Source organism: Pseudomonas sp. P1_A1 (assembly GCF_056406935.1).
The window spans coordinates 211,690-225,600 of record NZ_JBFTZE010000010.1; the positions used below are offsets into that span (position 1 = coordinate 211,690).

Below are 13,911 nucleotides of genomic sequence, written 5' to 3' on the forward strand. Positions count from 1 at the left end.
GATGACTTCCGCACTTTACAGCTCGGGGCTGTTTATCCCCGAACTCGGCCATCTGGCCATGATCCTGGCGTTGTGTTTTGCGTTGGTGCAGGCCGTGGTGCCGTTGCTCGGCGCCTGGCGCGGCGACCGTTTGTGGATGAGCCTGGCCCAGCCGGCCGCGTGGGGGCAGTTCGCGTTTTTGCTGTTCGCCTTCGGTTGCCTGACGTATGCGTTCATGGCGGACGACTTCTCCGTCGCCTACGTGGCCAGCAACTCCAACAGCGCGCTACCGTGGTACTACAAGTTCAGCGCCGTATGGGGCGCTCACGAAGGTTCGTTGTTGCTGTGGGCGTTGATCCTCGGCGGTTGGACCTTCGCCGTATCAGTGTTCTCCCGGCAGTTGCCGCAAGTGATGCTGGCTCGGGTGCTGGCGGTGATGGGCATGATCAGCACCGGTTTCCTGCTGTTCCTGATCCTGACGTCCAACCCGTTCACCCGGATCCTGCCGCAGATGCCGGCGGACGGGCGCGATCTGAATCCTCTGCTGCAAGACATCGGCCTGATTGTTCATCCGCCGATGCTGTACATGGGTTACGTCGGCTTTTCCGTGGCCTTCGCCTTCGCCATCGCCGCGCTGTTGGGCGGTCGTCTCGATGCGGCGTGGGCGCGCTGGTCCCGTCCGTGGACCATCGTCGCCTGGGCCTTCCTTGGCATCGGTATCACGTTGGGTTCCTGGTGGGCCTACTACGAACTCGGCTGGGGCGGCTGGTGGTTCTGGGACCCGGTGGAAAACGCCTCCTTCATGCCTTGGCTGGTGGGCACGGCGCTGATTCACTCGTTGGCGGTCACGGAAAAACGTGGCGTGTTCAAGAGCTGGACCGTGCTGTTGGCCATCGCCGCGTTTTCATTGAGCCTGCTGGGGACTTTCCTGGTGCGTTCCGGGGTGCTGACCTCGGTTCACGCCTTTGCCTCCGATCCTGCACGGGGCGTGTTCATCCTGATTTTCCTGCTGTTTGTGGTCGGTGGTTCGCTGACGCTGTTCGCCTTGCGCGCGCCGGTGGTCAAGAGCCACGTCGGTTTCAACCTCTGGTCCCGGGAAACCCTACTGCTGGGCAACAACCTGGTGCTGGTGGTGGCTGCTTCGATGATTCTGCTGGGCACCTTGTATCCGCTGATCCTTGATGCGATGACCGGTGCCAAGCTATCGGTCGGCCCGCCGTACTTCAACGCGCTGTTCATTCCGTTGATGGCGATCCTGATGGTAGTGATGGCGGTCGGCGTGGTGGTGCGCTGGAAAGACACCCCGGTCAAATGGCTGGTGAGCATGCTGACCCCGGTATTACTCGGCAGCGCCGCGCTGGCCGTCGTGGCGGGCGTTGCTTACGGCGATTTCAACTGGGCGGTGTTGGCGACCTTCATGCTGGCTGCCTGGGTGTTGTTGGCCGGTGTGCGGGATATTTTCGACAAGACTCGCCACAAAGGCCTGATCAAAGGACTGCCGACCCTGACCCGCAGTTATTGGGGCATGCAAATCGCGCATTTGGGCATTGCCGTCTGCGCGCTGGGTGTCGTGTTGTCGAGCCAGAATAGCGCCGAGCGCGATCTGCGCCTGGCGCCGGGTGAATCCATGAGCCTGGCCGGTTATCAGTTTGTATTCGAAGGCGCCAAGCACTTCGAAGGCCCGAACTTCACCTCCGACAAGGGCACCATCCGGGTGATCCGCGACGGTAAGGAAGTCAGCGTGCTGCACCCGGAAAAACGCCTGTACACCGTGCAGAGCTCGATGATGACCGAGGCCGGGATCGACGCCGGTTTCACCCGTGACCTGTACGTCGCACTGGGCGAGCCGTTGGGCGAGGGCGCCTGGGCGGTTCGCGTGCACGTCAAACCGTTCGTGCGCTGGATCTGGTTCGGTGGGCTGCTCACAGGTGTAGGCGGGTTGCTGGCGGCGCTGGATCGCCGTTATCGAGTCAAGGTAAAAAGCCGCGTGCGTGAAGCACTCGGCATGACGGGAGCCACCGCATGAGACGTTGGTTGATGCTGTTGCCGCTGGCGATTTTTCTGGTGGTTGCTGTTTTCTTGTATCGGGGGCTGTACCTGAACCCGGCCGAGTTGCCCTCGGCGATGATCGACAAGCCGTTCCCGGAGTTTTCCCTGCCCTCGGTGCAGGGCGACAAAACCCTGACCAGAGCGGACGTTCTGGGTAAACCGGCACTGGTCAATGTGTGGGGCACCTGGTGCATTTCCTGCCGGGTCGAGCACCCGGTGTTGAACAAACTGGCCGAGAAGGGCGTGGTGATCTACGGCATCAACTACAAGGACACCAATGCAGATGCCTTGAAGTGGCTGGCCGAGTTCCACAACCCGTATCAACTGGACGTCCGTGACGATGAAGGCACCCTGGGCCTGAACCTCGGCGTGTATGGCGCACCGGAAACCTTCTTCATCGACGCCAAGGGCATCATCCGCGACAAATTCGTCGGGGTGATCGACGAACAGGTCTGGCGCGAAAAACTGGCGGCCAAGTATCAGGCGCTGGTCGACGAGGTCAAGCCATGAAGCGCTGGATTGCCGCCGCCGTTCTGGGGTTGAGCATGGCCGGCGTGGCCCACGCCGCCATCGATACCTATGAGTTCGCCAAAGAAGGCGATCGCGAGCGTTTTCGCGAGCTGACCAAAGAGCTGCGTTGCCCCAAGTGCCAGAATCAGGACATCGCCGACTCCAACGCACCGATCGCCGCCGACCTGCGCAAAGAGATTTTCCGCATGCTCGGCGAGGGCAAGGACAACCAGCAGATCATCGACTTCATGGTCGACCGCTATGGTGATTTCGTCCGTTATAAACCTGCTCTGAATGCCAAGACCGCATTGCTCTGGTTCGGCCCGGCCGGCCTGCTGCTGGGCGGTTTTGTGATCATCGCCGTGATCGTCCGCCGTCGTCGCGTGCAACGTGCCGACAGCAAGGATGAGCTTTCTTTTGATGAGCGCGAGCGCCTCGACCACCTGTTGGATAAAACCAAGCATGATTGATTTCTGGCTCGCTGCAGGCCTGCTGCTTCTGGTAGCCCTTAGTTTTTTGTTGATCCCCGTTCTGCGCGGTCGTCGCGCCCAGCTTGAAGAGGATCGCACGGCCCTGAACGTCGCGCTGTATCAGGAGCGCGTGGCTGAGTTGCAGACTCAGCAGGAAGAAGGCGTGCTCAACGCCGAGCAAATGAATGCCGGCCGCGCCGAAGCCGCCCGTGAACTGCTTGCCGACACCGAAGGCGTCGAGGCACCGCGAGTGTCGCGTCTGGGCAAGCCGTTGCCATTGCTGGCGGCGATTCTGGTGCCTGTGCTGGGCCTTGGGTTGTACCTGCATTTCGGTGCCAGCGACAAAGTCGAGCTGACCCGAGAGTTCGCCCAGGCACCGCAGTCGATGGAAGAGATGACCCGTCGCCTGGAGCGTGCGGTTGCGGCCCAACCGGATTCGGCCGAGGGCCTGTACTTCCTCGGCCGCACTTACATGGCTCAGGACCGCCCTGGCGATGCGGCGAAGATCTTCGAGCGTACCGTGAACCTGGCCGGTCGCCAGCCGGAACTGCTCGGGCAGTGGGCTCAGGCCCAATACTTTGCCGATGGCAAAAAATGGTCGGACAAGGTCCAGAGCCTGACCGACGAAGCGCTGAAAGCCGATCCGAAGGAAGTCACCAGTCTCGGTCTGCTGGGCATCGCGGCCTTTGAAGGCGAGCGTTATCAGGACGCCATTGACTACTGGAATCGCCTGCTGGTGCAACTGCCACCGGATGACCAATCCCGTGTCGCGCTGCAAGGCGGCATCGCTCGGGCCGCCGAGAAGCTTGAAGCCAGCGGTGGCAAGGTGGCTCAGGCGCCTGCAGCCAAAGCTGCAGCACGGCTCAAGGTGCATGTCGATCTGGCGCCCGACTTGAAAGCCAGGGTCCAGCCCGGCGACAGCGTGTTCATCTTCGCCCGCGCCACCGCAGGCCCGCCCGCACCATTGGCGGCCAAGCGTCTGACCGTTGCCGACCTGCCAGCGACCGTCGAGCTGGGCGATGCCGATGCAATGATGCCTCAGTTGAAACTGTCGAACTTCCCCGAAGTCCAACTGGTTGCGCGCATCTCCCGCGCCGGCCAACCGACTGCCGGCGAATGGATCGGTCGTAGCCAACCTTTGGCCACCAGCACCACCGCGCCACAAAAACTGACCATCGACAGCCCGGATAAATGACAGGAAACGCCACCATGACCGCCTTCGCTCGTATCACTCTCCTCAGCATGATGGTTTTGGGGCTAAGCGCGTGTGCGGTCCAGGAGTACGAACCGGAACGGTTGCCGCCAATCCCGCCCTCGCAGCCGAGCACCAAACCGACCACACCGAGCAAACCGGTCACGCCGAGCAAACCATCGAAGCCGGTGCCACGCACCTCCGCCAGCTTCGCCCCGCCACCGGGGGGCAACAGCCATTGGGATGCGAAACTCGGTGTTTACGTCCTCGACAATCAAACCAACACCTTCTACCGCCAGCGCACCTATTACCGCTGGAACAACGGCTGGAGCCGCTCGATCAGCCCGAACGGGCCATGGGAAGAGACGGACATCCATGGTGTACCGGGTGGGTTGGGCAGACAATTCGGGCAGTGAATGGAAACGGCGATCTGAGGATCGCCGTTTTGCTTTTCGGCATTTATGAAGGGCGATTAAAGAATCGCCTGATAGTGGGTCAACGCCTTGCTCGACCGATTCAGGCCCTGGCGTAACAGCAGTTCGAGATAAGTGGTGACATCCATCGGCGGCGTCTTTAGCTGTTTGCGTTGTCGTTGTGCTGCCGCAACAACTGCTGCCGGGTCCAGATCAAAGAGGTTATCGACGAACTCGTCAGGATGCTGGGCTTCGATGCCAAAGGTTCCCAGTGTTTCATCCGGAAAATCTTTCTGGTTAAAGGTCACGATGACACTGGCATTGCAGCGTATAGCGGCAGCCAGAACATGTCGGTCATCGACATCAGGCAGTGTTAGCCCTTCGATCAGCCTTTCGTAACCGTAGACGCAAGCATCAGGTATGGCCTGATCCATCAAGTCGGACGTGCGATCCAACTGCTCTGTTGTCAGGTCCGGGCGGTTCTTCAGTAGATTGCGCTTCCATTCGTTATGTATCTCCAGTGACCATCGCGCCCTGAAGCGCCCGGAGAGCGCGAGCCACATCAAAAAATCTCTCAAGGGGGCGGGGTACAAAACACATGCGTCGTATACAGCGGTAAAAGGGGAGTGCCTCACTCGTATCCTGTCCTTAACGCTTGTGCCTGCTCGGCGAGAAGCGTCATTGCTTGCTCGCTGGCTATGTCGCGCTGGGTTTTATAGTCCATCAAATCGGTAAAGCGCACACGTCGGTGCTTGCCGGTTTTGTGGTAGGACAACTCACCGGACTCCAGCAGTTTGATCAGGTGCGGGCGTGAGACATTGAGCAAGTCCGCCGCTTCCTGGGTGGTCAGTTCAGCGTGTACCGGGACCACTTTGACGGCGTTGCCTGCAGCGAGCTCTGCCAGGATGTCGACAAGCAACCGAAGCGCTGAGGTGGGAAGTTCGACGCTGTGTGCTTCATTCTGCTCATCGAAAATCTGGATATGCTGAGTTTCGAATTGGGTGGCGAGGTAGGCAGCCAAGGCGCGCTGACCTTCGATAGCGGCCTGGACCTCACGCTCCATGGGCAGGTTAAGGGGGGGATGGATAACTGGTGACATGATGCTTTCCAATATTCTGAATAATCGATATTGGAAGGCTATTCGAATCAAACGAAAATCGCAATAAACGAAACGACCGGCTTTTCAGCTCCTTATGCAGTCGCGTTAGTACTGGAGATCGGGTGTGTAGGCTTGTTCGCGAAGGCGGTGTGACATTTAGCAGAAATGTCGACTGACCTGACGCTTTCGCGGGCAAGCCCGCTCACACAGGGACTTACGTTTGTTCACGATGTTTCTAACGTTGTTACGCCGTCGCCAGTGCAGGCTTCTCCGAAGCACTCAAAAACCGCAACAACGCCAGCAACGGAAACACGCTGCCGACAATCACGATCCACAACCAGCCGCCCTGTTCGTACACCGCACTGGCCACCGATGAGCCGAACGCGCCGCCGATGAAGATACTGGTCATGTACAGCGCATTCAGACGGCCGCGGCTCTTGGCATCGAGGGTGTAGACCGCGCGCTGGCCGAGGACCATGTTCATCTGCACACAGAAATCCAGCACCACGCCCGTCACGGCCAGGCCGATGACGCTGTAGACCGGGTGGATGAAGGCCGGCAGGAAGCTCAGGCTGGCGAACAGCATCGCCAGCAGCGAGGCGAGGCGGGTGTGGCCGGCATCGGCCAGTCGACCGGCGATGGGCGCGGCAATCGCGCCGATGGCTCCGACCAGGGCGAAAATCGCGATCTGGGTTTGCGACAAGCCATGATTGCGCGTCAGTTCCAGCGGCACGGCGGTCCAGAACAGGCTGAAGGTGGCGAACATGCAAGCCTGATAAAAGGCCCGCTGACGCAACACCGGTTGCTGGCGCAGCAGCGTCCAGAGCGAACCCAGTAACTGGCCATAAGAGGCGCTGTGATCAGGCTGGCGCTTGGGCACTGTCAGGGCCAGGACGATGCTGATTGCAGCCATCAACGCTGCGGCAATGACGAACATCGCGCGCCAGCCGAAGTGGTCAGCCACTACGCTGGACACCGGCCGTGCCAGCAGAATCCCCAGCAGCAGACCGCCCATGATCCCGCCAACCACGCGGCCGCGCGACGCTTCCGGTGTCAGGTGGGCGGCCAGCGGAATCAGGATCTGTACCGAGACCGAGCTGAAACCCACCAGCAACGAAATCAGCAGAAACACGTTCGGCTGATCGGTGAACGCCGCACCCAGCAGGCTGGCAATCGCCACCACGGTGGTGATGATCATCAAGCGGCGGTTTTCCAGCAGATCCCCCAGTGGCACCAGGAAGAACAGGCCCAGCGCATAACCAATCTGTGTCAGCGAAACGATCAGGCTGGCCATGGTGTCGGTCAGGCCGATGTCCGGCGCGATCAGGCCGATGATCGGCTGGGCGTAGTAGATGTTGGCGACGATCGCGCCACAGCAGAAGGCAAAGAGCAGCACCATCCCTCGGGTCATTGTCGCGGTACCGTGGGGCGCCTGAGTCGCTGGATTCATAACATGGCTCGCTGAACAAGAAGGAATGCGCAGAGGCTAATCGGCTGGCTAGAGCGGCGGAAGAGGGTTTGGAGTGATAGTCATCATTCCTTTGCGCAATGAGTGACGCCCATGAGCGGTCTGCGATGAATCTGTGCCCGACCATCGGGATCCGATGATACATTCACTGTTCTTCGATAGCGTGCTTATGTTCTCTTTCGTTCCATAAACCGGAAGGCACTTCAACATGAATGCGATGTTCCGTCACCTGATCCGCAGTGCTTCAGTGGTTACCTTGATCAGCTTGTTTACGGCTGGTCTTGTTCAGGCCGGCGACGCACCGGGGATGCGTATCGGTGTGCGCGGCGAGATCACTGGTGTCAGCGCCGACGTGTTGAAAGTCCACGTCAGCAGCGGCGAAAACGTGGTGATCAACCTGACCAAGGACACCAAAATCCGCGCCGTCACCCTGGCTAATATCGAAGACATCAAGCCCGGCAGTTACATCGGCTCGGCCGCCGTGCCCCAGGAAGACGGCACTCTCAAAGCGCTGGAAGTCCATGTCTTCCCGCCGGAACTGGCCGGCAGCGGCGACGGCCATCGGCCTTTTGATCTGGTCAAGGGCAGCAGCATGACCAATGGCAGCGTAGGCGATCTGGTGGTCAGCAACGGCCGGGTTCTGACCGTCAATTACAAGGGCGGCCAACAGACGATTCTGGTGCCGGAAGATGTGCCGATCGTCAATCTTGTGCCGGGGGATCGCAGCTTGCTGAAGGTGGGCGTGAAGATCGTGACGTTTGTGACCCAGAGTGCCGACGGGACACTGACCGCTCAATCCATTTCGGCCGGCAAGGACGGTGTGACACCGCCGATGTAACGGTATCCCACAAAAAAGGCGACCTTCACAGGTCGCCTCTTTCATTGAACTCAGTGATTACTGGCCGTTGTAAATCTGGTCGAAAACCCCACCATCATTGAAGTGGGTCTTCTGCACGGTGCGCCAGTCACCAAAGGTCTTTTCCACCGACAGGAAATCCACTTTCGGGAAGCGATCGGTGTACTTCGCCAACACCGCCGGATCACGCGGACGCAGGTAGTTGGCAGCCGCAATTTCCTGACCTTCCGGCGACCACAGGTATTTCAGATACTCCTCGGCAGCCGCGCGAGTGCCTTTCTTCTCGACGACTTTGTCGACCACCGACACCGGCGGCTCGGCTTCAGCGGAAACACTCGGGTAAATCACTTCAAACTGATCACGACCAAACTCGCGAGCAATCATTTCCGCTTCGTTTTCGAAGGTCACCAGCACGTCGCCGATCTGGTTGGTCATGAAAGTAGTCGTGGCGGCGCGGCCACCGGTATCCAGCACCGGCGCTTGTTTGAACAGTTTGCCGACGAAGGCTTTTGCCTTGTTTTCGTCACCGCCGTTTTTCAGCACATAACCCCAGGCCGAGAGGTAGGTGTAGCGGCCGTTGCCCGAGGTTTTCGGGTTGGGGACGATCACCTGTACGCCGTCCTTGAGCAGGTCCGGCCAATCTTTCAGGGCTTTCGGGTTACCTTTGCGCACGATGAATACGGTGGCCGAAGTGAACGGCGCGCTGTTGTTCGGCAGGCGTGTGACCCAGTTGTCCGGGACCAGTTTGCCGTTGTCCGCCAGGGCGTTGATGTCGGTGGCCATGTTCATGGTGATGACGTCAGCCGGCAGGCCATCGATCACCGAGCGCGCCTGTTTGCTGGAGCCACCGAAGGACATCTGCAGCGTGATGTTTTCGTTGTGCTCGGCTTGCCAATGCTTCTGAAAGGCAGCGTTGTAGTCCTTATAGAAATCTCGCATCACGTCGTAGGAAACGTTAAGCAGGGTCGGTGCGGCCTGAGCCAGGCTGCTCAAGGCCAGGCCAGCGGCCAGAAGTGAGGCGCCAAAGAGTTTTTTCACTGCGCATTCCTTGTTTTATCAAACGTGTTCGATGGAGATTATTGGCAATTTGCCAGCGACTATAGCCGGACTCGCATAGTCGCTTAAAGATTAAAAAACACTTTGCTTATTCCATTTTCTTGAACAACGCATTGCCACAACGAGAGCAGAACGCCGCGCTATGCTCGTGGCTGTTTTTCTTGCAGATTGGGCAATCGTGTTGCAGTTGTTCACCGCGCATGGCGTTGGCCAGTTCCGCGGTAAAGATCCCCGTCGGCACGGCGATGATCGAATAACCGGTGATCATCACCAGGGATGAAATCACCTGACCCAGTGGCGTCTTGGGCACGATGTCGCCAAAGCCCACGGTGGTCAGCGTCACGATAGCCCAATAGATGCCTTTGGGAATGCTGGTGAAGCCGTGCTCCGGGCCTTCGATCACGTACATCAAGGTGCCGAACACCGTCACCAGGGTGCTGACACTGAGCAAAAACACCACGATCTTCTGCTTGCTGCCGCGCAACGCCGACATCAAATAGTTGGCTTGTTTCAGATACGGGCTGAGCTTGAGCACGCGGAAAATCCGCAGCATTCGTATGATCCGGATGATCAGCAGGTACTGCGCATCGCTGTAATACAGCGCGAGAATGCCGGGCACGATCGCCAGCAAATCCACCAACCCATAGAAGCTGAACGCGTAGCGCAGCGGCTTGGGCGAGCAATACAGCCGCAGGCCGTATTCGATGACGAAAATGACGGTGAAGCCCCATTCGATGTACGCCAGCACGTCGGCGTAGTTCTGGTGAACGCTGTCGATACTGTCCAGAACCACGATCACCAGGCTGGCGAGGATGATCAACAGCAAGATGCTGTCGAAGCGCCGACCGGCCTGGGTGTCGGTCTGGAAGATCATGACGTAAAGCGCTTCACGCCAGTTTTTGCTGCTGTCCATGGATAACGCCTGAATCGAGAATCAGCGCAGCCTAGGGTGATTCTCCCCGCTAGCGCAAGGTGCGCTGTCCATGGTGGCCTGACGCAACACCCGAATGCCTGCGCGAATCAGCCAGCAGGCAAGAATGAACGGCGCGGTCAGCGTTGCCAGGCCCAGTGCGGCGAACCCCGGCGTGAGCAATACCGCGAGCAGAATGCCGAGCAGCGGCAGCCAGGGTTGGCGGCGTTGCGGGCTGAAGGCGAGGGCGGCGAGTACCGCGTTGTAACCGCTCAAACCCTGCAAGGCATTTGAAGTTTCGCCATGCAGAAGGGCAAATCCGAGTCCGGCGGCGGAGCCCAGCAGCGCCCACACAAAGGCGTGGCGATCGGCGATCAGCAACCCGGCGGCAATCAGCGCGCCGGCCAGGGGATGGCCGAGAAACATGACTTGCCCCAGGCCTTTCAATTCGGCGGCGAGCAGGTTGAGGGTGTTCAGTTCGATCAGCGGCGCGGGTTGCTGTGGTGCGGCAAAGCCGAGCAATAACCAGCTCAACCCAACGAAGGGTGCGGTGTACGCTGGTAGACATTGATGATCGCGAGCACCTTTGAGCCATTGCTGAGTGAGCATCGCACTCAGGCCGCCGCAGGCGATGATCAGCGGTGGCAACAGTACTGACCATGGGAAATACAGGCTCAGCAGCAGGCCGAGCAAAATACCGTTGTAACTGAATAGTCCGGCCTGACGATCCGTCTTGGCATACCCGCGACGTTGCGCGGTGAGCAGCCCGGCGACACCGCCGAGCAGCGCACCGCCGAGCAGAGCGGGTGCGGTGAAAAGAATCGCTAACAGACACAACAGCCCGCACAGCGGATGGCGCTGGAGGAATATCTGGCTGAAGCCGTTGAGCAGGGCGGTCGCCCAGTCGGGGCAGTGGGTGTTGAAGTGGTTGGCAGGCATGGGTGGGGTCTAGGGCAGAGGAAAATCCAGGGTCTTGCGCAAATCTGTGGCGAGGGAGCTTGCTCCCGCTGGGCTGCGGAGCAGCCCTGAAATCAGCAATGCGGTCTTTCTGTTGAAACCGTCATGCCAAAGCGACGACTGCTTCGCAGCCGAGCGGGAGCAAGCTCCCTCGCCACAGGGGTAGTTCTTACCGGGGTAGCTCTTACAGGGGGAGTTCTTTAGAGCAATGTCTCGATGCGCAACGAATTGGTTGACCCCGGCTGCCCGAAGGGCACGCCCGCGGTAATCAGCAACGTATCCCCGCGCTGAGCCATCCCCTGTGCCTGGGCGATTTCCAGCGCCGTCGAGCACACTTCATCCACCTGCCGCAGCCGATCGTTGACCACCGAATGCACGCCCCACGCCACCGTCAAACGCCGTGCGGTCTGCAGGTTCGGCGTCAGGTTGAGGATCGGCACCGTCGGCCGTTCCCGTGCGGCCCGCAGGCTCGAGGTGCCGGACTCGCTGTAGTTCACCAGCACTGCCACCGGCAGCACGTTGCTGATACGGCGGATCGCGCAGCTGATGGCGTCCGACACCGTGGCCTCGGCTTTTGGCCGGCTCACGTCCAGTTGGGTCTGATAATCCGGGCCGTTTTCCACCTGGCGGATGATCTTGCTCATCATCTGCACGGCTTCCAGCGGGTACTCGCCGGACGCGGTTTCCGCCGACAGCATCACCGCGTCCGCGCCTTCGGCCACCGCGTTGGTAACGTCGGTGACTTCGGCACGGGTCGGGGCCGGGGAGAAGCGCATCGACTCCAGCATCTGCGTCGCCACCACCACCGGTTTGCCGAGTTGGCGGCAGGTGCCGATGATGTTTTTCTGAATCTGCGGCACGCTTTCGGCCGGCACTTCCACGCCCAGATCACCGCGAGCGACCATGATCGCATCGCTCAATTCAGCGATTTCCCGCAGCTGAGCCACGGCCGATGGCTTCTCGATCTTGGCCATCAAGAACGCTTTGTCCCCGATCAGCGCGCGGGCTTCGCGGATGTCTTCCGCGCGTTGCACGAACGACAGCGCGACCCAGTCCACCCCCAACTCCAGACCGAAGCTCAAATCACGGCGGTCCTTGGCGGTCAGCGGGCTCAGGTCGAGCACCGCTTGCGGCACGTTGACGCCTTTGCGGTCCGACAGTTCGCCGCCGTTGAGCACCGTGGTGTCGATGGCGTCGGCGTACTTGGTCACCACTCGCAGACGCAACTTACCGTCATCCAGCAGCAGGTCCATGCCGGGCTCCAGCGCGGCGATGATTTCCGGGTGAGGCAAGTTGACCCGGCGCTCGTCCCCCGGCGTCGCATCCAGATCCAGGCGCAGCGCCTGGCCGCGATATAGCTGCACTTTGCCCTGGGCGAATTTGCCGACCCGCAGTTTCGGGCCTTGCAGGTCCATCAGAATCCCCAGCGGATAATTCAACTGGCGCTCGACCTCACGAATCCACCGATAGCGCTGCGCGTGGTCGGCGTGATCGCCGTGGCTGAAGTTCAGGCGAAAGATATTGACCCCGGCGCGCACCAGTTCACGGATATCGTCGATCCCGTCGGTGGCCGGGCCGAGGGTGGCGAGGATTTTGACCTTCTTGTCAGGCGTCATGTTTAGGGCTCTCGAGAATCAGAATGGCGCGGAAGTCGTTGACGTTGGTACGGGTCGGCTCGGTGACGATCAGTGCGTCGAGCGCCGCGAAGTAGCCATAGCCATTGTTATTGTCCAGCTCATCGCTGGCGTTCAGGCCGAGGGCGGCGGCACGGGCATAGCTGTCCGGAGTCATGATGGCGCCGGCGTTGTCTTCGGAGCCGTCGATGCCGTCGGTGTCACCGGCCAGGGCGTAGACGCCGGGCAGGCCTTTGAGGCTGTCGGTCAGGCTCAACAGGAATTCGGCGTTGCGCCCGCCACGGCCATTGCCGCGCACGGTGACGGTGGTTTCGCCGCCGGACAGAATCACGCACGGCGCCGCCAGCGGCTGGCCGTGCTGGACGATCTGCCGCGCAATGCCGGCGTGGACCTTCGCCACTTCCCGGGATTCACCTTCCAGGTCGCCGAGAATCAATGGGCTGAAACCAGCCTGACGGGCTTTCACCGCCGCCGCTTCCAGTGACTGCTGTGGGCGGGCGATCAATTGGAAATGACTGCGGGCCAGGCTCGGATCGCCGGGTTTGACCGTTTCCGACTCGGGGCTTTGCAGCCAGTTGCGCACCGAGGCCGGGGCTTCGATGGCATAACGCTTGAGGATCGCCAACGCTTCAGCCGAGGTGCTCGGGTCGGCCACGGTGGGGCCGGAAGCGATGACCGTGGCGAGGTCGCCCGGCACATCGGAAATCGCATAGGTGTAAACCGTGGCCGGCCAGCAGGCTTTGCCCAGACGGCCGCCCTTGATCGCCGAGAGGTGCTTGCGCACGCAGTTCATCTCGCCAATGGTCGCGCCGGATTTGAGCAGGGCTTTGTTGATCGATTGTTTGTCGGCCAGGGTGATGCCGGCTGCGGGAAGTGCCAACAATGCCGATCCACCGCCGGACAGAAGGAAGATCACACGGTCGTCTTCGCTCAGGTTGCTGACCAGTTCCAGAACCCGTTTCGCGACGGCCAGACCGGCAGCGTCCGGCACCGGATGCGCGGCTTCGACCACTTCGATTTTTTCGCACGGGGCGCCGTGGCCGTAGCGGGTCACCACCAGGCCAGACACTTCACCCTGCCAGCAGCGTTCGACCACCTGGGCCATGGCTGCGGCGGCTTTACCGGCGCCGATGACGATCACCCGACCGCTGCGGTCAGTTGGCAAATGGGCTTCAAGGACATGCTGCGGATGGGCCGCGTCGATGGCTGTGGCAAACAGCTCGCGCAGCAATTGTTGCGGATCGACCGACATGGCGGGCTCCAATTTTTATTGTTCTGGGTATGGTGCTAATGATCGTTCCCACGCAGAGCATGGGAA

The 13,911-nt window shown here is 60.4% G+C and carries 14 protein-coding genes; 6 read left to right on the forward strand and 8 right to left on the reverse strand.

The window, feature by feature from the left end:
* Window position 1: 1 nt before the first annotated feature.
* The 5 genes from AC1D2Q_RS17195 to AC1D2Q_RS17215 are packed head-to-tail and all read left to right on the forward strand — an operon-like array spanning window position 2 to window position 4,616.
* Window positions 2-2,005, forward strand: coding sequence for a heme lyase CcmF/NrfE family subunit (locus tag AC1D2Q_RS17195; protein WP_477813935.1), 2,004 nt, complete (start codon window positions 2-4; stop codon window positions 2,003-2,005).
* The gene (locus AC1D2Q_RS17200; protein WP_477813936.1) at window positions 2,002-2,538 is read left to right on the forward strand and encodes a DsbE family thiol:disulfide interchange protein; all 537 of its coding nucleotides are present in this window, start codon (window positions 2,002-2,004) and stop codon (window positions 2,536-2,538) included. The genes AC1D2Q_RS17195 and AC1D2Q_RS17200 overlap by 4 nt, the downstream gene beginning before the upstream one ends.
* Window positions 2,535-3,008 carry a cytochrome c-type biogenesis protein gene (locus AC1D2Q_RS17205; RefSeq protein ID WP_477813937.1) on the forward strand — a complete coding sequence of 158 codons (474 nt, stop codon included), beginning with the start codon at window positions 2,535-2,537 and terminating at the stop codon, window positions 3,006-3,008. Before AC1D2Q_RS17200 ends, AC1D2Q_RS17205 begins: the two co-directional genes overlap by 4 nt.
* The gene (gene ccmI, locus AC1D2Q_RS17210) at window positions 3,001-4,203 is read left to right on the forward strand and encodes a c-type cytochrome biogenesis protein CcmI (protein WP_477813938.1); all 1,203 of its coding nucleotides are present in this window, start codon (window positions 3,001-3,003) and stop codon (window positions 4,201-4,203) included. Before AC1D2Q_RS17205 ends, ccmI begins: the two co-directional genes overlap by 8 nt.
* 14 nt (window positions 4,204-4,217) lie before the next feature.
* Complete coding sequence (locus AC1D2Q_RS17215; RefSeq protein WP_019648126.1) at window positions 4,218-4,616, forward strand: hypothetical protein; 399 nt, start codon at window positions 4,218-4,220, stop codon at window positions 4,614-4,616.
* A 56-nt stretch (window positions 4,617-4,672) separates the two neighbouring features.
* Here AC1D2Q_RS17215 and AC1D2Q_RS17220 read toward each other — a convergent pair whose 3' ends face one another.
* The 3 genes from AC1D2Q_RS17220 to AC1D2Q_RS17230 all read right to left on the reverse strand — a co-directional run bounded on the left by AC1D2Q_RS17220 (window position 4,673) and on the right by AC1D2Q_RS17230 (window position 7,162).
* Window positions 4,673-5,248, reverse strand: coding sequence for a PIN domain-containing protein (locus AC1D2Q_RS17220; protein ID WP_477813939.1), 576 nt, complete (start codon window positions 5,246-5,248; stop codon window positions 4,673-4,675).
* On the reverse strand, window positions 5,245-5,712 hold the full coding sequence (locus tag AC1D2Q_RS17225) for a helix-turn-helix domain-containing protein (protein WP_018925078.1): 468 nt from the start codon (window positions 5,710-5,712) through the stop codon (window positions 5,245-5,247). The genes AC1D2Q_RS17220 and AC1D2Q_RS17225 overlap by 4 nt, the downstream gene beginning before the upstream one ends.
* A gap of 244 nt (window positions 5,713-5,956) precedes the next feature.
* Entirely contained in the window at window positions 5,957-7,162 is a 1,206-nt protein-coding gene (locus tag AC1D2Q_RS17230) for an MFS transporter (RefSeq protein WP_477813940.1), read from the reverse strand.
* Between the two features lie 226 nt (window positions 7,163-7,388).
* On the opposite strand from AC1D2Q_RS17230, the gene AC1D2Q_RS17235 reads away from it, so the two are divergent.
* Window positions 7,389-8,018, forward strand: a complete 630-nt coding sequence (locus AC1D2Q_RS17235; protein WP_477813941.1) for a hypothetical protein — start codon at window positions 7,389-7,391, stop codon at window positions 8,016-8,018.
* A gap of 57 nt (window positions 8,019-8,075) precedes the next feature.
* Here the strand turns inward: AC1D2Q_RS17235 and AC1D2Q_RS17240 are convergent, their stop codons facing one another.
* The 5 genes from AC1D2Q_RS17240 to AC1D2Q_RS17260 all read right to left on the reverse strand — a co-directional run bounded on the left by AC1D2Q_RS17240 (window position 8,076) and on the right by AC1D2Q_RS17260 (window position 13,845).
* Window positions 8,076-9,074: a sulfate ABC transporter substrate-binding protein gene (locus AC1D2Q_RS17240; protein WP_477813942.1), complete on the reverse strand. Its 999-nt coding sequence runs from the start codon at window positions 9,072-9,074 to the stop codon at window positions 8,076-8,078.
* A gap of 106 nt (window positions 9,075-9,180) precedes the next feature.
* Entirely contained in the window at window positions 9,181-10,005 is an 825-nt protein-coding gene (locus AC1D2Q_RS17245; RefSeq protein ID WP_477813943.1) for an ion transporter, read from the reverse strand.
* Between the two features lie 21 nt (window positions 10,006-10,026).
* The gene (locus tag AC1D2Q_RS17250; protein WP_477813944.1) at window positions 10,027-10,941 is read right to left on the reverse strand and encodes an urea transporter; all 915 of its coding nucleotides are present in this window, start codon (window positions 10,939-10,941) and stop codon (window positions 10,027-10,029) included.
* Window positions 10,942-11,159: 218 nt separating this feature from the next.
* Window positions 11,160-12,575 carry a pyruvate kinase gene (gene pyk / locus AC1D2Q_RS17255; RefSeq protein WP_477813945.1) on the reverse strand — a complete coding sequence of 472 codons (1,416 nt, stop codon included), beginning with the start codon at window positions 12,573-12,575 and terminating at the stop codon, window positions 11,160-11,162.
* Window positions 12,565-13,845 carry a glycerate kinase type-2 family protein gene (locus AC1D2Q_RS17260; protein WP_477813946.1) on the reverse strand — a complete coding sequence of 427 codons (1,281 nt, stop codon included), beginning with the start codon at window positions 13,843-13,845 and terminating at the stop codon, window positions 12,565-12,567. The genes pyk and AC1D2Q_RS17260 overlap by 11 nt, the downstream gene beginning before the upstream one ends.
* Between the last annotated feature and the right edge of the window lie 66 nt (window positions 13,846-13,911).

What these genes read in the sequence shown, in the direction of transcription:
- AC1D2Q_RS17200 (WP_477813936.1), top strand. Translation starts at nt 2,002, where the DNA reads ATGAGACGTTGGTTGATGCTGTTGCCGCTGGCGATTTTTCTGGTGGTT.
- AC1D2Q_RS17205 (WP_477813937.1), top strand. Translation starts at nt 2,535, where the DNA reads ATGAAGCGCTGGATTGCCGCCGCCGTTCTGGGGTTGAGCATGGCCGGC.
- AC1D2Q_RS17230 (WP_477813940.1), bottom strand. Translation starts at nt 7,162, where the DNA reads ATGAATCCAGCGACTCAGGCGCCCCACGGTACCGCGACAATGACCCGA.
- AC1D2Q_RS17245 (WP_477813943.1), bottom strand. Translation starts at nt 10,005, where the DNA reads ATGGACAGCAGCAAAAACTGGCGTGAAGCGCTTTACGTCATGATCTTC.
- AC1D2Q_RS17225 (WP_018925078.1), bottom strand. Translation starts at nt 5,712, where the DNA reads ATGTCACCAGTTATCCATCCCCCCCTTAACCTGCCCATGGAGCGTGAG.
- AC1D2Q_RS17195 (WP_477813935.1), top strand. Translation starts at nt 2, where the DNA reads ATGACTTCCGCACTTTACAGCTCGGGGCTGTTTATCCCCGAACTCGGC.
- AC1D2Q_RS17260 (WP_477813946.1), bottom strand. Translation starts at nt 13,845, where the DNA reads ATGTCGGTCGATCCGCAACAATTGCTGCGCGAGCTGTTTGCCACAGCC.
- AC1D2Q_RS17250 (WP_477813944.1), bottom strand. Translation starts at nt 10,941, where the DNA reads ATGCCTGCCAACCACTTCAACACCCACTGCCCCGACTGGGCGACCGCC.
- AC1D2Q_RS17215 (WP_019648126.1), top strand. Translation starts at nt 4,218, where the DNA reads ATGACCGCCTTCGCTCGTATCACTCTCCTCAGCATGATGGTTTTGGGG.
- pyk (WP_477813945.1), bottom strand. Translation starts at nt 12,575, where the DNA reads ATGACGCCTGACAAGAAGGTCAAAATCCTCGCCACCCTCGGCCCGGCC.
- ccmI (WP_477813938.1), top strand. Translation starts at nt 3,001, where the DNA reads ATGATTGATTTCTGGCTCGCTGCAGGCCTGCTGCTTCTGGTAGCCCTT.
- AC1D2Q_RS17235 (WP_477813941.1), top strand. Translation starts at nt 7,389, where the DNA reads ATGAATGCGATGTTCCGTCACCTGATCCGCAGTGCTTCAGTGGTTACC.